Source organism: Nocardiopsis sp. TRM 82005 (genome assembly GCF_056312425.1).
In genome coordinates this window covers 221,327-244,652 of sequence record NZ_JBWDTQ010000001.1, presented here as the reverse complement: position 1 = coordinate 244,652, position 23,326 = coordinate 221,327, and the positions used below count along the sequence as shown (strand labels likewise).

21 protein-coding genes are annotated in these 23,326 nt (G+C 71.5%); 8 read left to right on the top strand and 13 right to left on the bottom strand.

What is annotated here, in order from left to right:
• The first annotated feature begins 104 nt into the window (after positions 1-104).
• Entirely contained in the window at positions 105-1,544 is a 1,440-nt protein-coding gene (locus tag AC0T5L_RS01065) for a zinc-dependent metalloprotease (protein ID WP_476163402.1), read from the top strand.
• Positions 1,545-2,117 (top strand): NUDIX hydrolase, encoded by a 573-nt coding sequence (locus AC0T5L_RS01060; protein WP_476163401.1) that lies wholly within the window; start codon positions 1,545-1,547, stop codon positions 2,115-2,117.
• On the opposite strand, the gene AC0T5L_RS01055 is transcribed toward AC0T5L_RS01060, so the two are convergent.
• The 6 genes from AC0T5L_RS01055 to AC0T5L_RS01030 all read right to left on the bottom strand — a co-directional run bounded on the left by AC0T5L_RS01055 (position 2,107) and on the right by AC0T5L_RS01030 (position 7,390).
• On the bottom strand, positions 2,107-2,679 hold the full coding sequence (locus AC0T5L_RS01055; protein ID WP_476163400.1) for a M48 metallopeptidase family protein: 573 nt from the start codon (positions 2,677-2,679) through the stop codon (positions 2,107-2,109). The genes AC0T5L_RS01060 and AC0T5L_RS01055 overlap by 11 nt on opposite strands.
• Positions 2,680-2,985: 306 nt before the next feature.
• Positions 2,986-3,147, bottom strand: a complete 162-nt coding sequence (locus AC0T5L_RS01050; protein WP_476163399.1) for a hypothetical protein — start codon at positions 3,145-3,147, stop codon at positions 2,986-2,988.
• Between the two features lie 54 nt (positions 3,148-3,201).
• Entirely contained in the window at positions 3,202-3,480 is a 279-nt protein-coding gene (locus tag AC0T5L_RS01045) for a WhiB family transcriptional regulator (protein WP_476163398.1), read from the bottom strand.
• Positions 3,481-3,684: 204 nt separating this feature from the next.
• Positions 3,685-4,047 (bottom strand): hypothetical protein, encoded by a 363-nt coding sequence (locus AC0T5L_RS01040; RefSeq protein ID WP_476163397.1) that lies wholly within the window; start codon positions 4,045-4,047, stop codon positions 3,685-3,687.
• A 303-nt stretch (positions 4,048-4,350) separates the two neighbouring features.
• Entirely contained in the window at positions 4,351-5,271 is a 921-nt protein-coding gene (gene tesB / locus AC0T5L_RS01035) for an acyl-CoA thioesterase II (RefSeq protein WP_476163396.1), read from the bottom strand.
• Entirely contained in the window at positions 5,264-7,390 is a 2,127-nt protein-coding gene (locus AC0T5L_RS01030; RefSeq protein ID WP_476163395.1) for an ATP-dependent DNA helicase UvrD2, read from the bottom strand. Before AC0T5L_RS01030 ends, tesB begins: the two co-directional genes overlap by 8 nt.
• A gap of 253 nt (positions 7,391-7,643) precedes the next feature.
• Here AC0T5L_RS01030 and AC0T5L_RS01025 point away from each other — a divergent pair, with 253 nt between their 5' ends.
• Both AC0T5L_RS01025 and AC0T5L_RS01020 read left to right on the top strand, forming a co-directional pair.
• On the top strand, positions 7,644-7,904 hold the full coding sequence (locus tag AC0T5L_RS01025) for a mycoredoxin (RefSeq protein WP_476163394.1): 261 nt from the start codon (positions 7,644-7,646) through the stop codon (positions 7,902-7,904).
• 148 nt (positions 7,905-8,052) lie between these two features.
• Complete coding sequence (locus tag AC0T5L_RS01020) at positions 8,053-8,508, top strand: ANTAR domain-containing protein (RefSeq protein ID WP_476163393.1); 456 nt, start codon at positions 8,053-8,055, stop codon at positions 8,506-8,508.
• Positions 8,509-8,604: 96 nt separating this feature from the next.
• Here AC0T5L_RS01020 and nudC read toward each other — a convergent pair whose 3' ends face one another.
• Both nudC and AC0T5L_RS01010 read right to left on the bottom strand, forming a co-directional pair.
• Positions 8,605-9,555, bottom strand: a complete 951-nt coding sequence (gene nudC / locus AC0T5L_RS01015; RefSeq protein WP_476163392.1) for an NAD(+) diphosphatase — start codon at positions 9,553-9,555, stop codon at positions 8,605-8,607.
• 135 nt (positions 9,556-9,690) lie between these two features.
• Positions 9,691-11,085, bottom strand: coding sequence for a dipeptidase (locus AC0T5L_RS01010; protein WP_476163391.1), 1,395 nt, complete (start codon positions 11,083-11,085; stop codon positions 9,691-9,693).
• Positions 11,086-11,258: 173 nt separating this feature from the next.
• Between AC0T5L_RS01010 and AC0T5L_RS01005 the strand changes: the two genes are divergently transcribed.
• The gene (locus AC0T5L_RS01005; RefSeq protein WP_476163390.1) at positions 11,259-11,807 is read left to right on the top strand and encodes an EF-hand domain-containing protein; all 549 of its coding nucleotides are present in this window, start codon (positions 11,259-11,261) and stop codon (positions 11,805-11,807) included.
• Positions 11,808-11,937: 130 nt separating this feature from the next.
• Here AC0T5L_RS01005 and AC0T5L_RS01000 read toward each other — a convergent pair whose 3' ends face one another.
• The 5 genes from AC0T5L_RS01000 to moeZ form a co-directional block, all read right to left on the bottom strand.
• Complete coding sequence (locus AC0T5L_RS01000; RefSeq protein ID WP_476163389.1) at positions 11,938-15,372, bottom strand: ATP-dependent helicase; 3,435 nt, start codon at positions 15,370-15,372, stop codon at positions 11,938-11,940.
• Positions 15,365-18,508: an ATP-dependent helicase gene (locus AC0T5L_RS00995; RefSeq protein WP_476163419.1), complete on the bottom strand. Its 3,144-nt coding sequence runs from the start codon at positions 18,506-18,508 to the stop codon at positions 15,365-15,367. The genes AC0T5L_RS01000 and AC0T5L_RS00995 overlap by 8 nt, the downstream gene beginning before the upstream one ends.
• Positions 18,509-18,593: 85 nt before the next feature.
• Entirely contained in the window at positions 18,594-18,920 is a 327-nt protein-coding gene (locus AC0T5L_RS00990; protein WP_476163388.1) for an MGMT family protein, read from the bottom strand.
• Between the two features lie 68 nt (positions 18,921-18,988).
• On the bottom strand, positions 18,989-19,375 hold the full coding sequence (locus AC0T5L_RS00985; protein ID WP_476163387.1) for an SPW repeat domain-containing protein: 387 nt from the start codon (positions 19,373-19,375) through the stop codon (positions 18,989-18,991).
• Positions 19,376-19,575: 200 nt separating this feature from the next.
• Complete coding sequence (gene moeZ / locus AC0T5L_RS00980; protein ID WP_476163386.1) at positions 19,576-20,739, bottom strand: adenylyltransferase/sulfurtransferase MoeZ; 1,164 nt, start codon at positions 20,737-20,739, stop codon at positions 19,576-19,578.
• A 273-nt stretch (positions 20,740-21,012) separates the two neighbouring features.
• On the opposite strand from moeZ, the gene AC0T5L_RS00975 reads away from it, so the two are divergent.
• The 3 genes from AC0T5L_RS00975 to AC0T5L_RS00965 all read left to right on the top strand — a co-directional run bounded on the left by AC0T5L_RS00975 (position 21,013) and on the right by AC0T5L_RS00965 (position 23,197).
• Positions 21,013-21,255, top strand: coding sequence for a hypothetical protein (locus AC0T5L_RS00975; protein ID WP_476163385.1), 243 nt, complete (start codon positions 21,013-21,015; stop codon positions 21,253-21,255).
• A gap of 247 nt (positions 21,256-21,502) precedes the next feature.
• Positions 21,503-22,141 (top strand): TetR/AcrR family transcriptional regulator, encoded by a 639-nt coding sequence (locus AC0T5L_RS00970; protein WP_476163384.1) that lies wholly within the window; start codon positions 21,503-21,505, stop codon positions 22,139-22,141.
• A gap of 261 nt (positions 22,142-22,402) precedes the next feature.
• The gene (locus AC0T5L_RS00965) at positions 22,403-23,197 is read left to right on the top strand and encodes a mechanosensitive ion channel family protein (RefSeq protein WP_476163383.1); all 795 of its coding nucleotides are present in this window, start codon (positions 22,403-22,405) and stop codon (positions 23,195-23,197) included.
• Positions 23,198-23,326: the final 129 nt, after the last annotated feature.

Below are 23,326 nucleotides of genomic sequence, written 5' to 3'. Positions count from 1 at the left end.
GGGCTGTGCTCTGGGCGAACCTGGTTGCTTTCGGTACTCACTCCGGGCGACTCCCAGCTAACGTGACAGTGGAGACTAAACCTAATCCTGCCTGAGGTCTGATTGTGAGCGACCTGCCTTTCGGTTTCAGCATGCCGAACGATCCCGATGACGAGTCCGGACGCCACTCTGGCGACTCCGGCTCGGGTGCCGGCAGCGGCGGCCCGGGCGGAGGAGGCTCCGGAATGCCGGACGGCTTCCCGTTCGGCGACCCGCAGCAGATGGCCAACATGCTGCGCCAGTTTGCCGACATGATGTCGACCCAGCCCAGTCCTGGCACCGGCGGCGGGGACACCTCGTCGTCCTCCGGGGTGAACTGGGAGATGGCCAAGGACGTCGCGCGCCAGACGGTCGCCCAGGAAGGCGATCCGAGCGTGCCGGCCTCCGACTACGCCAAGGTCGAGGAGGCACTGCGCCTCGCCGACCTGTGGCTCGACCAGGCTACCGACCTGCCGTCGGGTGTCCACACCGCCCAGGCCTGGAGCCGGTCGGAGTGGATCGAGCGGACGATGGACTCGTGGGTCCAGCTGTGCGACCCGCTGACCAACAAGACCGTCCAGTCGATGGGGCAGAACCTGCCCGAGGAGATGCAGTCCGTGGCGGGCCCGCTGCTGGGCATGATCCAGCAGATGGGCAGCATGATGGTGGGCCGCCAGGCGGGACAGGCCGTCGGCGAGCTGTCCCGCGAGGTGGTCGGCACCGCCGACATCGGGATGCCGCTGGCCGGTGAGGGCAACGCCGCCCTGCTGCCCTCCGGCGTGGAGCGGTTCACCGAGGGCCTGGAGGTTCCCGAGGACGAGGTGCGGTTGTACCTGGCCGCGCGCGAGGCCGCCGTACACCGGCTGTACTCGCACGTGCCGTGGCTGCGCTCCCACGTGTCCCGCCTGGTCAACGAGTACGCGGACGGGATGTCGTTCGACGTCAGCGGGTTGGAGGACCGGCTCGGTGAGATCGACCTCACCAACCCCGAGGCGCTCCAGGAGGTCCTGGGCGGCGCCGGCGGCGAGGGACTGCTCCAGCCTGAGGACACCCCGCAGCAGAAGGCGGCGCTGAAGCGGCTGGAGACCGCCCTGGCGCTGATCGAGGGCTGGGTGGCCACCGTGGTCTCGTCCGCGGTGTCCGACCGGCTGCCGCAGGCGGGCGCCCTGGCCGAGGCGACCCGGCGGCGCCGGGCGACCGGCGGGCCCGCCGAGCACACGTTCGCCGCGCTGGTCGGCCTGGAACTGCGCCCGCGCCGCCTGCGTGAGGCCACCGCACTGTGGTCCGCCCTGGAGGAGGCCCGCGGCGTGGAGGGTCGCGACTCGGTATGGCAGCACCCGGACCTGATGCCCGGCAGCGACGACCTGGACGACCCGGACGCGTTCGTGCACGGGTCCGGGGAGTTCGGCGACGCCGACTTCGACATCTCCTCGCTGACCGGGGAGGCGCCCGGGCAGAGGAAGGACGAGGGGTCCGGGGACGACGACGGCGACGGGTCCGGGGACGGCCGCGGGGAGGACGCGTAGGTGTCACTGCACGCGGACGCCCGGGCGGTGTTGGGCGCGTGGACCGCGCCCGACGCCCGGCAGGAGGAGCTACGCCTCTCCTATCTCGAGCACTTGGAGACGCACGAGGACGGGATGTGGCGCGGGTGCCTGCCCGGTCACGTGACGGCGAGCACGGCGGTCATGTCCGCCGACGGCTCGCGGGTGGTGCTCACCCTGCACCGGATCCACCGGATCTGGTTGCAGACCGGCGGTCACTGCGAGCCCGAGGACTCCGCCTTGGGCGAGGCCGCCCTGCGCGAGGCCACCGAGGAGTCGGGGATCCGGGGGATCACCCTGCTCCCCCAGCCGGTCCGGCTGGACCGGCACCCCGTGCCCTGCGGCGGCGGGAGTCTCCATCTGGACGTGCAGTACGCCGCGGTCGCCCCGGAGGACGCCGTGCTGGTGCGCGACCCCGACGAGTCGACCGACCTGGGCTGGTTCCCGATCGACGACCTTCCGGAGCCGTCCGACGACGCGTGCCGCGCTCTGGTCCGCGCCGCCGCCGAGGCGGTGGCCGCGCACCGCGGAACGGGACGCCGGCTCACTCCCTGAAGGCGACCTCAGCGGTGTCGAGCTCCTCGTCCTCCTCGGCGGCGGAGGGGTCGCAGGCATCGAGGCGCGAGGCGGCGCTGAAGCCCTCCAGGTACCCGCGGGCACGCTCGGCCTTGGGGTAGCGGCGTACCAGGTCCCAGAACTCCCGGCCGTGGTGCGGGATGAACAGGTGTGCGAGTTCGTGGATGAGGACGTAGTCGACCACCCATGAGGGCATCCCCGCGACACGGCGGGAGATACGGATCGTGCGGGTGTCGGGGCTGCACGAGCCCCAGCGGGAGTTCTGGTTGTCCACCCAGCGCACGCTGTCGGGGAGTTCGGTACCGCCCAGGTAGCGCCGGGCCAGTTCCAACGCACGCTCGTGGAGTTCCCGGTCCCCGGGGTGGCGGCGCCCCTCGCGGGCCTCCAGCCGTTGCAGCATGCGGCCCACCCAGCGCTTTTCCTCGGCGCGGGAGAACGTGGCGGGCACGAGGACGACCGTGGTGTCCCCGTCCCTGTAGGCCGACACCGTACGTCGGCGACGAGGACTGCGTCGTACCTCGACTTTGGTGTTCGAGGGCACGAACTTTACGGTAGCCGAGCGAGGCGCTCCCGCACAGGTGTACCTTGTTCGGTTATGTCACTGGTTCTACCGGACCTCTGAATCTCGGAACGTAGCCGAAAAATCCGACCCCGTAGCACATTCCGCTCTGACCAGCGCCGTTTTTCGGCTGTGGAACAGGCCACCACCGGGGTTTTCGTAGCCCTTGGTTTGTCGTTTTGATATACGAAAGAGGCCAGACGGTTACCCAACAAAAGGGTCCCGTCCGGCCTCGGTCCGGGTCAGGTCAGGACGCCGGGCGCCCCGTCGCCGCTACCGGGCGAAGCGTCAACACAGACGTGACCACGCGATTTCCATGAGCCCCCGTCCCATCCGGCGTTCCTCGCGCTGGCGGGCGCGCAGCTGCCGGGCGGTGAGCTTCCTGTCCTGCACGTGCCGCGTCTCGACGTCCGCCATCTCGACCACACGCATGATCTCCAGCATCGTCATCCGTCTTCAGTCCTTCGGGGTTGTGTGCTTCGGAGGTCTTCTGTCCGGGCTCTGTCAGGCCGCGACCGGAGCGGGGTTCTTCCGGGGGCGGCCCCTGGGGCGCTTACGCGCCACGACCTGCCCGGAGACGAGCAGCTGCCCGCCCCAGACACCCCACGGTTCCCTGCGCTCCAGCGCGTCAGCCAGGCACTGCTCACGGGCGGGGCACGAGCCGCAGACGGCCTTGGCCGCCTCGACATCGGCGGGCGCCTCGGCGAAGAACAGGTCGGGCTCCATGCGGCAGGGAACTTCGGTGTCGGACAGCCAGGGCGTTTCCAGGACCGACGCAAGCATCGGTGCCCTCCAAGATCTTTGATCGTTTCGTACAACGCGGTCGGTGATCGTCCACCGGAACCGGTCCGGTGAGGGACCTGGACTTGCGATGCCGCCGTCTTCCCCCATCCCTGGGGGACGAGGAAACGAACGGAGATACAAAGAAAGCCGCGGCCCCTGTGTCGGGGTCCGCGGCCACGGTCGAAACTCTCGGCCTGTCCTGCTCTAGGCCGGAATCCTCCGTGGACACTCCCCCGATGCGCCGTAACGGCGCCGGGTAGCTTCTGCGTGTTCCGCCATGGACTTGTCGCGGTCAAGGACAAGCTCGAGCTCGGCGGGCACACCACTGCCGTTGCCGGGCTGCTCGACCCGGGACCCCAACAGCGGGAGACGGAAGCCGAGGCCTCCGAACCCACCGGTGGTTCCGCCGGTGCCCACGCCGGTACCAGTGGTGGCGCACTCGCCGGACGCGGCGGAGCCACGCACATGACCGTCCAGGGCGATGCCCGAAACAGCCGTCAGGGACAGCTGGCGCGACGGCATGGCAGAGACGGCATTGAAGCCGGTGGTTGCGATAGTGCTCGTCATTGGATCAGGCACCTCCTTCACGGTCGGGCGGCGGGAATCTCTCACCCGCGCCGGGAGCGGTCATTGCGACGGTGTACAGACTATGACTGCCCCAGAAAGTGAGCAACCTATTTTTGACCTGCGAAAACGTCCGCATCCGGCCACGGGTTCACGGGAATGGAGCGGCCCCTGGGAGCGTTGCCACACGGCAACCACGCCTCCATCTCCCCGTGGGTCCGGCCCACGAAGCGCACGAGGTCCCAGCCACCCGCGGTGGCCGGGGCCTCGTGCGCGCCGGGGGATCGTGTTCCCCGCGGGATCGCGTCAGCCGAAGCCGTCCGGATCGGTCAGGGCGTCGGACCACCCCTCGGCGTCCACCACACGGATCAGCCCCTCCTGCACCACCGAGCACACGAGCTCACCGTCGCGTGTGTACACCAGGCCGCGCGCCAGTCCGCGCGCACCCTGCGCGCTCGGGGCCTCCTGCGCGTACAACAGCCACTCGTCGGCGCGGAAGGGCCGGTGGAACCACATCGCGTGGTCGAGGCTTGCCATGGAGATGCCCGCGAAGGACCGGCCGTGCCGCAGCAGCACGGTGTCCAGCAGGGTCATGTCCGACGCGTAGGTCATCAGGCACACATGGGACAGCCGGTCGTCGGGCAGCTTGCCGTCCACCTTCAGCCACACCGGGTTGTTCGCGGTGCGCAGCCGCGGATCGCGCTCGGCCTCATAGGACATGGGGCCCACCGGGCGCAGCTCGATGGGATGCCAGCGCACGAACCCGGGCACCTTTCCGAACGAGTCCTGGAGGCGTTCGCGCGTGCTCGGCAGGTCCTCCGGCGGCGGGACGTCGGGCATCGGGATCTGGTGGTCCAGCCCCGGCTCCTCCTTGTGGAAGGAGGCTGACAGGGTGAAGATCGGCTTACCGTGCTGGATGGCCACCACCCGGCGGGTGGTGAACGAACGCCCGTCGCGGACCCGGTCCACCTCGTAGACGATCGGCGCCGAGGGATCGCCGGGGCGGATGAAGTAGGCGTGCAGGGAGTGCACGTAGCGCTCGGCGGGGACGGTGCGCCCCGCCGCGACCAGCGCCTGCCCGGCGACCTGGCCTCCGAAGACACGCTGCGGGCCCTCAGTGGGGCTGCTGCCCCGAAAGATGTTGTCCTCGATCTGCTCCAGGTCCAGGACGGTCAGCAGGTCGGCGAGGGACTGTCCCCGCAGCTGTGCGTCGGCGCGTTCACTCATCCGCTGTTTCCTCCCCGTTCTCTTCCGCCGGATCGTCCATGAGGTCCGCCGGGTCGGCGCCGGCCACCAGCGCGAGTACCGCATCACCGTAGCGATCGAGCTTCATGGAGCCGACACCGGACACGGCCGAGAGCTGGGTGAGGCTCGTGGGCTCCTGCTCGGCGATGGCCTGGAGGGTGGCGTCGGTGAAGATCACGTAGGCGGGCACCTTCTGTGCCTGCGCGCTCGTACGGCGCCAGTCGCGAAGCCGCTCCAGCAGTGCCTCATCGTAGTTGGACGGGCAGTCCAGGCAGCGGCCCAGCTTGCGCTCGGCCGCGTCGGTGAGGGTGGTCCCGCACACCCGGCAGCGGGTCACTCCGCCCTTGCGCCGCTCGGCACGCCGTGTGGAGGTGGACGGGGAGGCGGGCCGCAGCCCGTCCAGGAACCGTGAGGGCCTACGGGTCTTCCTGCCCCCGGGCGACCGGGCCAGCGACCACGACATCATCAGGCGCTCACGGGCCCGGGTGACGCCCACGTAGAACAGGCGGCGCTCCTCCTCCACCTGCTCGTCGGTCTCGGCGTAGATGATCGGCATCATGCCCTCGGTGAGGCCGACCAGGAAGACGGCGTCCCACTCCAGGCCCTTGGCGGAGTGCAGGGAGGCGATGGTGACTCCCTCGAAGCCGGGCGCGTGCTCAGTGGCCATGCGCACGTCCAGTTCGTCCACGAGGTCGGCCATGGTCACCGGACGGCCGTCGGGCCGCGGTTTGGCGGCCATGTCCTCGGCCAGCTGGGCGAGCGCGGACAGCGACTCCCAGCGCTCGCGGGCCTGGCGGCCCTCGGGCGCGCTCTCGGTCAGGCCGAGCTGGCCGAGCAGCTGGCGGACCGTGCGCACCAGGGGTTCGGGTTCCTCGCCCGCCGCTCCGTGCCGGGCGCCGCGCAGGGTGTGCACGGCCTGTTTGATCTCGGGGCGCTCGAAGAAGCGGGCGCTGCCGCGCATGGTGAACGGCACGCCCTCGTCGGCCAGGGCCTGTTCGTGGGCGGCCGACTGGGCGTTGGTGCGCACCAGCACCGCGATCTGGCTGGCCGGGGTGCCGCCCTCCATCAGGACGCTGATCTTGCGGGCGACCCCGGTGGCCTCGGCGGGTTCGTCCTCGTACTCCTGGTACATGGCGTCGGGACCGTCGGGGCGCTGCGCCTGGAGGGTCAGGTGCTGGGCGGAGGCGGTGCCGCGCGCCTGGGCGATGACGTGGTTGGCCACCCGCACCACCTGGGGGGTGGAGCGGTAGTCGCGTACCAGCTCGACCACGGTGGAATGCGGATAGCGGGCGGAGAACCCGGTCAGGTAGCTGGGGGTGGCGCCCGCGAAGGAGTAGATGGTCTGGCTGGGGTCCCCCACCACGCACAGGTCGTCGCGGTCACCCAGCCACGCGTCCAACAGGAGCCGCTGGAGCGGGTTGACGTCCTGGAACTCGTCGACGACGAAGTACCGGTACTGGTCGCGCACGCGCTGGGAGATGGCCGGGTACTCGTTGATCATGCCCGCGGTGAGCTCGAGCATCGACTCGAAGTCGAGCAGGTTGTGCTCGCGGCGCAGCTCCTCGTAGGCCTCGAAGACGCGGGCCACCTCGCCCACGGGCATCGGGGCCTGGCGGCCCGCCTTGACCACGGCCTTGTCGTAGTCGGTGGGGCGCACCTGGGTGACCTTGGCCCACTCGATCTCGCTGGCCAGGTCACGCAGGCCGGCGCGGTCGGGTTGCAGGCCCACCGAGTGGGCGGCGCGGGAGACGGCCTGGATCTTGCTCTCGATGAGAGTGGGTTTCTCACCGCCGACGACCTGCGGCCAGAAGAAGGCCAGCTGCCGTAGGGCGGCCGCGTGGAAGGTGCGTGCCTGCACACGGGGAGCGCCCAGGCCGCGCAGGCGTCCGCGCATCTCACCGGCGGCGCGGGCTGTGAAGGTGACCGCGAGGACCTGCTGCTCGGAGACCACCCCGCTGGCGACCGCGTACGCGATGCGGTGGGTGATGGCACGGGTCTTCCCTGTTCCGGCACCGGCCAGGATGCACACGGGGCCGCGCAGGGCGCGCGCCGCCTGGGTCTGCTCCGGGTCCAGTCCCTCCAGGACGCGGTCGGGGTCCATGGTGCTCCTGCATCGGGTCGGGGCGTGTGGGTCTGGCGGACCAGTCTCTCAAGTATCGGCCGTGCCGGGGAGCGGATCGGCCTCCGCCCCCGACGAACCGCAGGTCACGTGACACACCAGAGTTTCCGGAACCAGTTGGGCTTGTGAGGCGTCACACGTTGTGTCGCACGGCCGCGGGAAGCGGTTCGGTCCTCTCGGTGTTGGGATGACCGGACGCAACCACCGACCGTAGACGGAAAAGGACGTGAGCGAGATGACGAGCACTGCGACTGGACAGTTCACGATGTACACCACCCCGTGGTGCGGGTACTGCAAGCGGCTCAAGAGCCAGCTCTCCCGTGAGGGGATCACCGGTCGTGAGGTGAACATCGAGGAGCACCCCGAGGCCGCGGAACTCGTGACGGAGGTCAACGGAGGGAACCAGACGGTCCCGACGCTGGTCTTCGATGACGGGTCGGCGATGACCAACCCGTCTCTCGCTCAGGTGAGGCAGAAACTGGCCGAGCTGTCGTAGGACGGACGCGGACCACTGGTCGTGCCCTTACCCGGGCGCGACCACCGTTCGCGTCGTGGGGCCCGCCTCCGGCGGCGCACCTCCGACGGCGCTCGGGTCGTGAAGGGCTCGGATGATGACGACGGGGAGTGTTGAGTTGGGGGAGGACATGAGGTCCCATGACATAGCGGTCGCCGACACTGTGGACGTCGGCGTGGTCCGCCGCACCCCGACGGGGTGGCGGGTGGACGGCGGCGAGGAGCTGCCCGACCTGGTGAGTGCGATGGTCCTGGCGGACCTGTTGTCCGGGGAGTCGGCGATCCGGCTTCCGCGCGCGCAGGCGCCCGGCCGCGCTCCGGAAGGGGCCTCCGAGGTGGACCGGCTGCGGCACACCATCGCTCAGCTGGAGCACGCCCTGCACTCGCGCGTGGTGGTGGAGCAGGCCATCGGGGTCCTGGCGGAGCGGCACACGATGGAGCCCCGCGAGGCCTTCGAGCGGCTGCGCTCCTCGGCGCGCTCGCGCGGCAGGAAGGTGGCCGAACTGGCGCGGGAGGTGGTGGAGAGCAGCACGAGTCCCCTCACCGCCCTGCCCGAGGAGCTGAACTCCTCGTCCGAGACGCCTTAGGGGGATCCACCACGGCACCAGCGGTTCCCCGTCGCCCCCCGGGAGGTCGGCGAGCGCTCACCGGGCAGGCGCTGGGCAGCGGCCCGGCCGGACCGGTCACCAGCTGCCGGGGAGCTCGGCGCCGTACCAGTGCTCGATGAGGGTGCGGGCGATCGACACCCGGCCGGGCAGCGCGACCTCCTCGGAGTACACGGCCTCGGCCAGCTCGGAGCGGGTGAACCAGCGGGCGACGGCGATCTCGTCGTCGGTGCGCTCGGTCTCGCCCACGGCTCGCGCCGTGTAGCCCACCATCAGGCTGCGTGGAAACGGCCAGGGCTGGGACGCCAGGTAGCGCGGCCGCTCGACCACGATCCCCACCTCCTCCGCGACCTCGCGGACCACGGCCTGCTCCAGTGACTCCCCCGCGTCGACGAACCCGGCCAGCACGGAGAAGCGGTGGGCCTTCCACCTGGGGTTGTTGCCGAGCAGTATCTCCTCGCGCCCGTCGCGTTCGCGGTGCACCAGCATGATCACCGCCGGATCCATCCGGGGGTACTGCTCGCTGCCCTCCTTCTCGCACACGCGCACGTGCCCGGCGGCCGCCTGGACGGTGGGTGAGCCGCAGCGGGGGCAGAAGCCGTGGGTGGCGTTCCAGTTGGCCAGGGCGACGGCCCGGGTCAGCAGACCGGTGTCGCGGTCGTCGAGCAGGGCGCCGACCTCGCGCAGGGACGCGGGCTCGGCGTGCGGCGCGGCGGGCAGCTCCCGGGTCGAGCGCACCGCGAAGTAGGCGTGCTCGCCGTCGGTACCGAGCAGGTAGCGATCGCCCTCGGGCGCCTCCTGGGGCGAGGTGAACACGAGCTCGGGAGCGGGACCGGTGGTGACCAGGGCCCTGGACTGCTTGGCCATGAGCGCCCGCCAGCCGTGGCTGCCGGGATCGCCGCCCTCCAGAACCAGGACCCGCGATCCGGGGTCCGCCCACACCTCGGCCAGCCATGAGTCGTCCAGGCGCCGGTGCGCGACGGGATCGACGGAGAAGCGGGACAGGGAGGGAGTCGCGTCAGCGTCCATGGGTCCTTCCGGGGTTGGCGAGCCGCCGGGCGCGGTCCGTGTCTACAGGAGTAACACCGGTGGCGACCGCGCGCATCCGGTCCTCGGGAGCGGCGTACGCCCCTCGCCGTCCTCCGCCGCTCCCGACGGGCGTGTTCAGCGGGTGGGCTCCGTCAGGCCGACGGTCCCGAGCTCCTCCCACAGGTAGGCGGCGCTCTCGGCGCCCTTGAGCAACAGGGGGATCTCCACCTTCTCGTTGGGGGCGTGGATGCGGTCCTCGTCCAGGCCGACGGCGACGAACACCAGCGGGGCCCCGAGGATGTCGGCGATGTCGGCCTCGGGGCCGCTGCCGCCCTCGCGGGTGAACAGGACCTGCGTGCCAAAGGCGCGCTCCATGGCCGAACGGGCGGCCTTCAGGGCGGTGGAGGACAGGTCGGAGGCGCAGGCGCGCACGCCGGGGCCGCTGAACTCCGCCTCGGAGCGCATCCCCTCGGGGGTGTTGGCCTCGACGTAGGCACGGACGCGTTCCTGCACGTGCAGCGGCTCCTGGCCGGGGACCAGGCGGAAGCTGACCTTGGCGTGCGCGGAGCGGGGGACGATGGTCTTGCCTCCCGAGCCGGTGTGGCCGCCCCACATGCCGTTGATCTCGGCGGTCGGGCGCAGCCAGATACGCTCCAGCGTGGTGTGCCCCTTCTCACCCCAGGCGGCGGTGGAGGCGGCGGTGGCCAGCCACTCGCGTTCGTCGAAGGGCAGCAGGGCGATGAGGTCGCGCTCGGCCTGGCTGGCCTCGACCACCCCGTCGTAGAACCCGGGGACGGCGATGTGGTTGTCCTCGTCGTGCAGGCCCGACAGCAGATCGCTCATGGCCTTGAGCGGGTTGGGGACCGCACCGCCGAAGGAGCCGCTGTGCAGGTCGCGCTCGGGGCCGTACAGGCTGATCTCGACGTCGGTGACACCGCGCATGCCCACGCACATGGACGGGGTGTCGGCGGCCCACATGGTGGTGTCGGAGATGACGGCGACGTCACAGGCCAGACGTTCGCGGTTGGCCCGCATCAGCTCGGCGAAGTGCACCGACCCCGACTCCTCCTCACCCTCCACGAACAGCTTGATCGTGACGGGCGGGGCCTCGGCCCCGGACGCGGCCAGGGCGGCGCTCACTCCGAGGGCGTGGAAGAGCACCTGTCCCTTGTCGTCGGAGGCACCGCGCGCGTGCAGGGAGGTGCCGCGCTCAGTGGGCATGAACGGGTCGGTCTCCCACTCCGCGACCGGGTCGACGGGCTGGACGTCGTGGTGACCGTAGACCAGCACGGTGGGGGCGGCGGAGTCGGCGGCGGGCCATTCGGCGAACACGGCGGGCAGCCCGGGGGTATCCCACACCTCGACGGTGGGGAACCCGGTGGCGGTGAGGTGGTCGGCGAGCCACCGCGCGGATCGGCGCACGTCGCTGTGGTGCGCGGGGTCAGCGGAGATCGAGGGGATTTCCAGCCACTCCTTGAGGGAGGAGAGGAACTCGTCCCTGTGTGCCTCGATGTAGGCGCGTGCGTCCATATGGCCCGTCCTTCCTTGACGTCCTTGTCGGAATCGAGCCTAGAACCTGGACGAACCGTCCGAGACACCGCGTCCGACCTCACCGGATGGATGTCGGTGGGAACCTTTTCGGCCGCGGAGGACTCGAAGGGCACGGGGCGGGGCGCGCCCGCCCAACGACGAGAGGAATCCCCGTGGACACCGTTCCCGCCGCCCCGATCACCGAGAGGTTCGGGCGGCTCTTCGACGTGCTCGACTCCGACAGCGACACCTTCGTGACCTGGTCGGACTACCAGCGGCTCGTGGATCGCTACGTCGCCGGGTACGGGCTGGACCCGCAGGAGCGCCGGGCGCAGGCGGTCCAGGCGTCGTACCAGATGCTCTGGCAGGAACTGCTGCGCCACTCGGGTGTGGAGGAGGCGCGCCTGGAGCGGGAGGAGTTCGTCAGGGCCATGCACGCGGTGTCGGAGGACCGGAGCCGGTTCAACGCCGCGGAGAGCGTGGCCGAGGCGGTGTTCGACCTGCTCGACATCGCCGGCGACGACCGGATCAGCCTGGAGGAGTTCCTGCGTTACACGGACGCCCTCGGTGCGGAGACCGCCGACGCCGAGGAGCGGTTCGCGGGGGTGGACACCGACGACGACGGGTTCATCAGCCGCCAGGAGTTCGTACTCTCAGCACGGGAGTACCTGTTCGGGGACGACACGCGCTCCCCCGGAGGATTCGTCTTCGGCGTGGTCTGAGCCGGAGCACCGGTCAGCGGTTCCGCCGGCACGGCGGAACCGGTGACGGGGAGGGTGCTGGGAGTGGTCCCAGCGCCCTCCCCCGGACGGATCGACGCCCCGCTCTCCCGCCGGGTCCGGTGCCCCGCCCTCACCCGGGTTCGGGGACGGCCTCGATGAGCGCGGCCAGGCCCTCGGCGTCGAGCAGGTCGGCCGGGCGCACGGTCAGCCCGGCCCGCACGTAGTGGAAGGCGGCGCGCACCTCCTCCAGCGCCACCCCGGCGAGGTCCGCCCAGGCCAGGCGGTAGGCGGCCAACTGCACACCCACGGCTCGGCGCTCGGCGTCGCCGGAGGGCGGACTGCCGGTCTTCCAGTCCACCACGTCGTAGCGTCCGGTACCGGGATCGTGGAAGACCGCGTCCATGCGGCCCCGGATGAGCCGGTCGCCGATGACCGTCTCGAAGGGCACCTCCACCTCCGCCGGGACACGCGAGCCCCACTCGCTCTCCTCGAAGCGGCTCTGGAGCTCGGCGAGGTCCTCGTCCTCCCCCGCGGTCTCGTCGGCGGCGCCTGGGAGCTCGTCCAGCAGGGCGGCGCGTTGGCCGAACCGCTGCTCCAGCCAGGCGTGGAAGGCGGTACCGCGCCGTGTGTGCGGCGCGGGCGGGCGGGGCAGCGGCCGACGGATCTGCCGGGCCAGGGCGGAGGGGTCGCGTGCCAGCCACACCATGGACGACACCGACAGGTGTCCGGGCAGCTCGACCTGGATGGGGCCCTCCCCCCTGTCGGCCTCCTCGGTGCGGCGGTGCGCGAGCAGCAGTTCGGTGTCGCGTTCCCAGCCCCGCAGGCGACGGCGCAGCCCGGAGGGCGGCGCGGCCTCCTCCTCCGGGTCGGTCTCCCCCGCCAGCAGGCGGGCGCGGGCACGCTCGACGAGGTCGGCGCCGGCGAGGATCTCGGCACGGCGCCCGGAGGGCCCGTCCTCGGGGGCGGCCTCCTCCTCTGGCGGCCACACGGCCGTGTCGTCCTCTTCCTCCTCATAGGGGTTGTCCTCGGGATCGGGACGGGGCTCCCAGCGCACGACCTTCCCGGCACCGTCCTCACAGGCCTGCCGGACCTCCTCCAGGAAGGACGAGGGCCCGCGTTCGCTCGCGGCGTCGCGCCCCCACCAGTGGCCGGTGCACAGCAGGGCGAAGGAGGCACGGGTGACGGCGACGTAGGCCAGGCGCCGCTCCTCCAGCAGGTGGCGCTCCTGTTCGGCCGCCTTGAACTCGTCGATGCCCGACTTGTCGACCGTCAGGAGTTCGGGCAGGTTCTGGCGGTCGCCGCGCAGCCGGTAGGGCAGCAGGTGCTCACCCTTGATCCACATGTCGCCCTCGGACAGGCTCGTGGGGAACAGTGGGGCGTACTTGCCGCCGCTGACACCGGGCACGACCACCACGGGCCATTGCAGCCCCTTGGCGGCGTGCATGGTCATGAGCTTGACGGTGTCGCTGCCGCCGACGCGCTCCCCGGGGGCCAGACCGCTCTCCCGCTCGGCGGCGGCCCTGAGGTAGCTGAGGAAGCTGCCCAGCGTGGGGTCCTCGCTGTTGCCCGCGAAGCGGACCGCGTGGTCGACGAACGCGTCCAGGTCCGCGCGCGCGGACAGCGGGTCCCGGCCGATGCGGGCGCCCACCTCGATGTCCAGGCCGAGCATCCGCTCGGTCTCGGTGACCAGGTCCGGCAGCGGCTGACCGATGAGCTTGCGCAGGACGCGCAGCTCCTCAGCGAGCCGGCCGAGCCGTTCGCGGGCGGCCTCGGAGTAGTTCTCGGCCGGGCCGGGGTCGTCCAGGGCGTCCACCAGGCTGCCGCTCTCAGCGGTCAGGTCCAGGACGGTGCGGCGCAGGACGTCGTCCTCGGGTGCCGCGCCGGGGTCGGGTGAGGTGAGGTCGCGCCGGGTGTGGCGGGCCAGTTCGGCGGCCCGGGCGCCGAGCGCGGCGAGGTCCCGCGGTCCGATCCGCCAGCGCGGACCGGTGAGGATGCGGGCCAGCTCGTTGCCCGCGGAGGCGTCGTGGACCACGCGCAGGGTCGCGATGATGTCGCGCACCTCGGGCACCATCATGAGCCCGCCCAGGCCGACGACCTCCACGGGGACGTCGAGTTTCTCCAGGGCCTCGCGCAGTGCCGGGAACTGGGAGCGCTTGCGGCACAGCACGGCGACGTCGCCCGGACTGATCCCGCCGTCCTCCGCGCCGCCGGACTCACCGGGGGGCCAGGGCAGCCCGTCCGGCGCGGTCTCGGCGCCGCCGGGTCCGCCGGGGTCGGCGCGAAGGTATCCGAGAACCTGCTCGGCGATCCAGTCCGCCTCCTCCTGCTGTCCGGCGAACAGGCCGGTGCGGACGGTGCCGCGGCCGCGCCGGGACGGGCCGGGGTGCAGGACGGGCACCTCGGGGCTTTCGGCGCGCAGGGGTTCGGAGATGTGCTTGGCGACCTCCAGGACACGCTCACCGTTGCGGAAGCTGGTGGCCAGTCGACGCACGGGGGCGGCACGGCCCGGGGCGGCCGGGAAGTCGTTGGGGAAGTTGCTGAGGTTGGCCGCGACGGCTCCGCGCCAGCCGTAGATGGACTGGCAGGGGTCGCCGACGGCGGTGACCGCGTGGCCCTCGCCGAACAGGGCGCGCAGCAGCACGAGCTGGGCGTGGCTGGTGTCCTGGTACTCGTCCAGCAGGACCACACGGAACCGGCCCCGCTCGATGAGGCCGACCTCCGGGTGGTTCTGGGCGATGCGGGCGGCCAGGGACACCTGGTCGCCGAAGTCCATGGACTCGCGGACGTGCTTGGCGTGCTGGTAGCGCTCCACGAGCGGCAGGAGCTGCTCACGGCGCAGCTGGGCGTTGAGCAGGTTGCGGGTGGGCACCGCGGGCCTGCGCGGCAGGGCGTCGACGGATGCCCGCAGCCACCGGCCGATACCGCGCACCTGCTCGGTGGTGGTGAGGTGGTCGGCGATCTGCCCGGACAGGTCCAGGACCCGGCGGGTGACGGTGTCGGCTCCGACCGTGATCAGGTCCATGGGGCCGTCGTACTCGCCGACGATCCGGGAGGCCAGTTGCCAGGCCTGCCCCTCACTGAGCAGGCGGGAGGTGGGCTCGACGGCCTCGCGCAGGGCGTGGTCGGAGACGATGCGCCCGGCGTAGGCGTTGTATGTGGACACGGTGGGCTCGCCGTCGAGCAGCTCCTCGGGCAGCTGTTCCGTGGCGCGCAGCTGGTCCAGGCGCCCGCGCACGCGTTCGGCCAGCTCCGCGGTGGCCTTCCGGGTGAAGGTCAGGCCGAGGACCTGCTCGGGGCGCACATGGCCGTTGGCCACCAGCCACACCACCCGGGAGGCCATGGTCTCGCTCTTGCCCGACCCCGCGCCCGCGATGACCACGCCGGGTTCCAGGGGGGCGGAGACGACCTGGGACTGCTCGGCGGTGGGCTCCGGCTGACCGAGGAGGCGGGCGAGTTCCGACGGGGAGAAGCGGAGGGGGTGCGGGGGGCGGGGCTGGGAGTCCGGTCCGGGGCGGGGGTTCGGTTCGGGGTGGGAGCGGGGTTGGCGGGGTTGGGTTTCAGACATGTCTGCCCTCGTCCTGGATCGGGCAGCAGGCGCGGACGGCGCACGACCTACAGCCCTTGTTGCGTGTGGCGGTGAAGCGGGACCCGCCCATACCGGTGGCGACCTCGCGCACCAGGGTCCCGGCCCACCCGGGGTCGGGGTCGTCGCCCAGGGGCGGTTGGGGTTGTTCCCGTACCTTCTTGATCTTCTCGCCGACCTGCACGAGCGAGGCGCCGCCGGGCTCGGTGAGGTCGAGCTTGGCGAAGGCGCCCTTGAGGACCGCCATCTGGTAGACGCCGAGCTGGGGGTGGCGGGCCAGGTCGTCGGCCTTGTTCCTGCCGGTCTTGATGTCCACGACCACGGCGCGGCCCCGGTCGTCGCGTTCGAGGCGGTCCACGCGGCCGGTGATCTCGATGCCGCCCACGTCCACCCGGAACCCCTCCTCGGTGACGACCAGCTCGCGGTCGTTGGTCGCTTCCCAGTCGACGAGCTTGCGGACCATCGTGTCGGCGCGACCGCGCTGGGCCCTGGACTGCCAGGGGCCGCCGAAGTCCAGGTCGGCCCAGATCTCGTCCATGCGTCCGTTGATCTCCTCGGGAGTACTGCCCTGTGCGACCAGGACGGCGACGGCGTGCACGACGGTGCCCAGGGCCGAGGCGGAGTCTCCGGAGGAGGCACCGGCCGCGCGTTCGAGGAGCCAGCGCAGCTGGCAGTTGGTGAAGCTCTCCACCTGGGACGGCGAGACGCGGATGGTGTCCTCCGCCTCCGCCAGCGGGCGGTCGTCGGTGAAGGGGGTGAGCGCGTACCACTCCGAGGGGTCGGCGCCGCGCACACCCTCCTCCGCCAGGCGGGCCAGGTGGGTGGCGGCGGCCTCGCGCAGCGGTTCGGGTGCGCCTAGGTCGGTGACCACCGAGCGCAGGTCGGCGACGAGCGAGGGCAGGGACAGCCAGCGCAGGCCGGTGCTGACGGGCTCGGGGTCGCCGACGCCCATCTCGGCGAGGAAGCGCGAGGGACGCTCGTCGGTGTCCTCACCGCCCACGGCGGTCACCACCAGGGTGCGGCGGGCACGGGTCAGGGCCACGTAGAACAGGCGGCGCTCCTCGTCCAGGAGCTTGGAGGCCAGGGCGGCGCCGGAGGAGTCCGCGGAGTGCGCGTCGGTGTCGACGAGCTCCTCCACACCGAGCAGTGAGCCGCGCAGCCGCAGGTCGGGCCAGTCGCCCTCCTGGACCCCGGCGACCACGACCAGGCGCCACTCCAGCCCCTTGGAGCGGTGGGCGGTGAGGATGCGCACGGCCTCGCCCTCGGGCGCGCGCTCGGCGAGGCTGTCGCCGGGGATCTCCTGTGCGGCGAGGTCCTCCAGGAACCCGGCGGGGCTGCCCGGGGGCAGCCGGTCGCAGTAGCGGGCCGCGCTCTCGAACAGGGCGACCACGGCGTCCAGGTCGCGATCCGCCGACGCGCCCCGGCGGCCCCCGGCCAGACTGGCGCGCAGCAGCCGGTCCGCGAGGCCGCTGCCGCGCCACAGCTCCCACAGGACCTGTTCGGCGTCGGCCCCCTTGGCGGACAGGTCGCGGACGGTGCGCAGCGCCTCGGCGACGCGGGTGGCGGGCGCGGCGATCTCCGGCTCGACGAGGGTGAGCTCGGCCGGATCGCGCAGGGCGTCCACGAGCAGCTGGGAGCCGGGCCGGTAGGCACCGGCGCCCTCCCCCTCCCCGGGAGCGGCGCCCTGGGCCCGGTCCAGGTCCAGACGGCGCAGCGCCCGCACGAGCCTGCGCAGCCGCACCGTGTCGGCCTCGCCGAAAGGGCTGGTGAGCAGTTCGCGCGCGACCTCGTCGTCCAGTTCCTGCGGGGACAGGCCGTAACGGATCAGCGCGAGCATGGGGCGCACGAGGGGTTCGGCCGCCACGGGGAGGTCGTCGGCACCGACCGCGACGGGGACCGAGGCGGCGGCCAGGGCGCGGCGCAGCACCGGCAGCTGGCGGGCGGAGGAGCGCACCAGCACGGCCATGTCCGACCACGGGACACCGTCGACCAGGTGGGCGCGGCGCAGGGTGTCGGCGATGGCCGCGGCCTCCTGGGAGGCGCTGTCGGCCAGCAGTACGCGGACCTCGCCCTCGGGGAGGCCTTCGGCGGGGACCAGGTCGCGGTGCTCGTTGACGTGGCCGCGGGCGGAGGCGACCGCGGGCAGTCGCCGTGTCAGGCCGCGCGAGGCCGACAGCAGGACCGGACCGCTGCGGCGGCAGGTGCGCAGCGCGACCACGGGGGCCTCGGTGCGCCGCGCGGTCGGGAAGCGGCCCGGGAAGTCGAGGATGTTGTGGACCTCGGCGCCCCGGAAGGCGTAGATGGACTGGTCGGGGTCGCCGACCGCGACCAGGTCCCGGCCGTCCCCGGCCAGGGCGCGCAGGAGCTCCTCCTGGGCGGGGTCGGTGTCCTGGTACTCGTCGACGAACACGGCCTCGTGCGCGGCGCGCTCGCGCTCCTGGACCTCGGGGTCGGAAAGCAGGTTCGCGGCGACCCGCACCAGCTCGGCGTAGTTGAGCGTGGGCACGGGGGCGATGTCGAAACGCCCGGTGTAGCGGTCCAGGAATCCGGCGGCGGCGACCCAGTCGTCGCGGTCGCGCTCGCGGCCCAGCCGCTCCAGCTCGGCCGGTCCCATACCGCGCTCCTGGGCGCGCATGAGGAAGTCGCGCAGCTCCTCGGCGAACCCCCGGGTCTCCAGGGCGGGGCGCATGCGCTCGGGCCAGTCCGCGGCGCCGTCCAGGGATTCGCCGGTGAGGAGCTCGCGGACCTCCATCAGCTGCTCGGGCCCCGAGAGCAGGCGCGGCGGCAGGTCGCCCATGCGCTGGAACTCGCGGCGGATCAGGGCGTAGGCGTAGCTGTGGAAGGTCAGGGCCAGTGGCTCGCGGGTGGTGCGGCGCAGCCTGGCGGTGATGCGCTCGCGCAGTTCCTGTGCGGCCTTGCGGCTGAAGGTGAGCACGAGCACACGCGAGGGGTCCACGCCACGGTGGTCGATGCGGTCGACGACGGCCTCGACGACGGTGGTGGTCTTGCCGGTGCCGGGCCCGGCCAGCACCAGGAGGGGGCCGCCCCCGTGCTCGACCACGCGCCGCTGGTTGTCGTCCAGCACCGGCGGCGGCTGCACCTGGTGGGCGCGCCGCACGAGACGGTACGGAGATGTGTTCACCCCACCAGTTCACCAGAGGCTGGCGACCATCCCGCACGTCATCCTTGCCACAGGGACCTGCTCAGTCTCCGCTTCCCCCGCCCCACCGGGCCCGCCGCATGTCCACGCGGTCGCTCCCGCGGCGCAACGGGGTGCCCTCCGCCGCGTAGCGGGACAGCGCGCGGACCTCGTGCCCGGAGGCCGGGCGCCCGTCCGCGCGTACCACGCGCCACCAGGGCACTCCCCCGCCCCAGGAGGACATGACCGAGCCGACCTGGCGGGGCCCTCCCCTGCCGACGTACTCGGCGATGTCGCCGTAGGCCATCACCTGTCCGGGCGGGATCCGCTCGACGAGCGCCAGGACCTCCTCGGCGTAGTCGTCCGGCCCGCCCTCCTCGTTCGTGAACACCCCCGCAGCCTAGCGGCGGCCGCCGACAGGGTCCGGGCCCGGCGGAGCCTCGGAGAACGGGCGCCGGGTCAGGCGGAGGCGTCGTTGGCGTGCGTGCCCCAGACGAGTCCGGGATCGCGCCTGCGGGCCTGGGCCGCCTTCATCAGGCCGAACACCCCCAGCGCGACGAGGCCCACGCCGAGGATCCACGCCGTCCAGGCGGCGGCGGGCAGGTCCGCGAAGCCCAGCAGCCACGGCAGCACGAACGTCAAGGCACCGATCGCGAGGACCCCCACCTCACTCGACAGCGCGCCCGGACGGGTGATGGAGATGACGGCGGCCAGGATGGCCCCCAGGCCGAGGACGAACATCGCTCCCCCGCCGAAGCCGTACATCCCGTGCCAGAGCCAGCTCAGCCCAAGGGCCAGACCGACGAGGATCGCCGCCCAGTCCGCCCAACGTCCCTTCCGTCGCATGGAGCCACCTCCCAGCGTCAGAGCCGCCGCCCGCGGTCGGTCGGCGGCCTCTGAACGGTCCTTACCCAGTCGCGGGCCGAACCAGGCACGCGAGGAGGAGCGCGCAAAAGCGCGGGGCGGCGTCGGGAGAAGTCTCCCGACGCCGCCCCGCGCTCCTGTGCGGAACCCCGGAACGACCCGGTCCGGTCGAACGGCCCGGCCTAGTAGGAGGGCAGGCTCGGGTCGACCTGGTTGACCCAGGCCAGGACGCCGCCGCCCACGTGGACGGCGTCGGAGAACCCGGCCGTGTGCACCGCCGCCAGCGCCTCGGCCGAGCGCACGCCCGACTTGCAGTGCAGGACGATGCGCTTGTCCTGCGGCAGCTGCTCGAACGCCTTGCCGTTGAGGAACTCCCCCTTGGGGATGAGCGTGGCCCCCGGGATGTTGACGATCTCGTACTCGTTCTTCTCGCGAACGTCCACGAGGAAGATGTCCTCGGGCTTGTTGTCCAGCAGCGCCTTGAGCTCGGCCGCGGTGATCGTGGCGTCGGCGGCGGCCTCGGTGGCCTCCTCCGACACGGCTCCGCAGAACGCCTCGTAGTCGATGAGCTCGGTGACCGGCTCGGTGTCGGGGTCCTTGCGGACCTTGACCTCGCGCCAGGACATCTCCAGGGCGTCGAAGATGAGCAGGCGGCCCACCAGAGGCTCACCGATGCCGGTGATCAGCTTGACGGCCTCGTTGACCATGACCGAGCCGACCGAGGCGCACAGCACGCCCAGGACGCCGCCCTCCGCGCAGGAGGGCACCATTCCGGGCGGCGGGGGCTCGGGGTACAGGTCGCGGTACTGGGGCCCGTACTCGTTCCAGAAGACGCTGATCTGGCCGTCGAAGCGGTAGATGGAACCCCACACGTACGGCTTGTTCAGAATGACGCAGGCGTCGTTGACCAGGTAGCGGGTCGCGAAGTTGTCGGTCCCGTCCAGGATCAGGTCGTAGTCGGCGAGGATCTCCAACGCGTTGTCCGACTCCAGGCGTTCCTGGTGCAGGACCACGTGGGTGTTGGGGTTCACCTCCTTGATACTGTCCCGGGCAGACTCGGCCTTGGGACGGCCGACGTCGCTCTGTCCGTGGATGATCTGGCGCTGGAGGTTGGACTCGTCCACGACGTCGAAGTCGATGATGCCGAGCGTGCCCACACCCGCGGCGGCCAGGTAGAGCAGCGCCGGGGAGCCCAGGCCGCCCGCGCCGACGACCAGGACCTTGGCGTTCTTCAGGCGCTTCTGCCCACTCATGCCCACGTCGGGGATGATCAGGTGACGCGAGTATCGGCGCACCTCGTCCACGGTCAGCTCGTCAGCTGGTTCCACCAGCGGCGGCAGCGACACGGTGACTCCTCATGTCTGTTCGGTTGCTTCACACCGCCCCTACCGAGGGAACACCGGGCGAGGGGACGGAAGGTACGAAGCGTGCTTGCACTCATACCCAACCTAACGGGTGGGGTTTTCCATTCCCACCCCTGGGAGGTGTGGAGCACACACACGCTCACGCGTCCTGTCAGCAGCAACCAACACCGCCCACGGGTTCATTCCGCCGGGTTCCGCGTACCGGGCGGTGGGTAGTGGTTGTCTGTACGCTCGGCGACGACGTTGGGAGGCCCTGTGGCACAGGAGAACCGTTCCGCGAGGCAGCGCCCGGGCAACGGCGGGGGCCCCGCCCCGGAGGCGCCTGGGACCGACGAGGTGCCCGAGGCCGACGCGGCCGAACAGCGCACACCGGCCGGGGACGACGACACCGGGAACGGATGGGACGACCCGTCGGCGGAGAGCTTCGAACTGGCCTCCGAGGCGGACGTGGTGGAGCAGGCGCTCGAGGCCGGCGGCGATGACGACGAACGGCGGTGACCGCGCCCGGATCTGTTTCCTCGCTTTTGTCCGGCCTCCGATCACACCGCTGACCACCTGTTCGGCGGGTTCCCCGAGTGGGGCGCGCGGTCCCCGGACGGACCGCACCCTGCCCGCGGGGAACTTACGCCGGAGTAAGATGAGGGGAAAGCTGTGGAACGCGCCACTGGCCGCGTCCGGCAGCACTAGCCACGCAGATGTCCGGTGATGGCGTGCATCTGCCATGCCGAGTTCGGAGGGTGTGGGTGTGACAGCTCCTTCAGACGCCCGCGCCCGGGGCACTCGCCTGCCCCGGGTCAGGCGCCGCCGTCAACTCCTGGCCGCGGCGCAGGAGATCTTCGTCGCGCGCGGGTATCACGCGGCCGCGATGGACGAGATCGCCGATCGCGCCGGGGTCAGCAAGCCGGTGCTCTACCAGCACTTCCCAGGCAAGCTGGAGCTGTACCTGGCTCTGCTCGAGGAGCACTCCGAGGTACTGGTCGAGAAGCAGCGCGAGGCTCTGGAGAGCACCGCCGACAACCGCCAGCGCGTCATCGCGAGCTTCCGCGCCTACTTCGACTTCGTCGCCGGTGACGGCGAGGCCTTCCGCCTGGTGTTCGAGTCCGACCTGCGCAACCTGCCCGCCGTGCGGGAGAAGAGCGAGAAGACCTTCCAGCGCTGCGCCGAGCTGATCGGCGCGGTGATCCGGCAGGACACCAGCATCTCCGACGAGGAGGCGCACCTGCTGAGTATAGGGCTGGTCGGCATGGCCGAGACCAGCGCCCGGTACTGGCTCAACAACCACGGCTCCGTACCCAAGGACGCCGCGGAGCAGCTCGTGGCCCGCCTGGCCTGGCGCGGGATCAGCGGTTGGGACCTGCACCGCAGACCCGGGGAACAGGACTGAACCCTTCCACGAAAAAGGACCCCCGGGCGCCGAGCGCGCCCGGGGGTCCTTTTCGTCACGGAGCGAAGGGAAACACCCACCCATAATTTGGCAAGGAATTTCCCAAGAAAAGGTAATCGCATCAACGTATGTGGGACAAGCGATTCAATTGCCGCCCTCCGGGTATCGGCGGAATGAGAAGTAACGTGCTTCTCTTCGCCGTATCCGCCTGGTTCTTGTTCGGATCCCCGGCGGAGCAAGCGATTTGGGGGTGAAGACGTTATGGACATGGGTCAGGGACTGATGACGGCCTGGCAGGCGGTGGCAAGCTTCGTTCCGCTGCTGATCGGCTTCCTGGTGATCCTGGTCCTGGGTTGGCTTATCGCCTGGTTCGTGGGCAAGGCGGTCGCCAAGGGCCTGCACAGCGTCGGACTGGACCGTGCGCTGCACCGCGGGGGTGTGGGCGAGTACTTCGAGCGCAGCAACTGGAGCGCCAGCGAGCTGTGCGGAAAGATCATCTACTACGTCGGACTGTTGTTCGTGTTCACGCTCGCGTTCAACGTCTTCGGGCCGAACCCGGTCAGTACGCTGCTCAACGACGTCATCGCCTGGATCCCGCGCGGCATCGTCGCGTTGGTGATCGTCGTGGTGGCCGCGATGATCGCCAAGGCGGTCCGCGACGTCATCTCCGGTGCGCTGGGCGGGCTGTCCTATGGCCCGGTCCTGGCCAACGTGGCGGCCGTGTTCATCCTGGCCCTCGGTGTCATCGCCGCACTGAACCAGATGGGCGTCGCCGTGAGCGTGACCATGCCGGTCCTGATCGCGGTCCTCGCCACGGTCGGCGGCATCCTCATCGTCGGCGTCGGCGGCGGCATGATCGAGCCGATGCGGTCGCGCTGGGCCCGCTGGCTGGACGTGGCCGAGCGTGAGACCAGCCGGATCAGCGAGGAGAGCAGTTACCGCGCCGGACGGGAGGCGGCCATGGAACGCCCCGCCGCCGAGCGCGCGGAGCGACGCGAGGGGGCCACGTCCCAGTCCGCACGCCGCGGCGGGGGCGGCGAGCCGACCGTCCCCTAGCCGGACCGCGCGGCACGGCCGCGGACACAAGTGAGGGCGGGGCCGTCCGGATCCCGCCCTTCGTCGTGCGCGGCCGTGTGCACCGTACCCCGCCCCGGAGCATTCCGCCGGCGTCCCGGGGAAGTATTA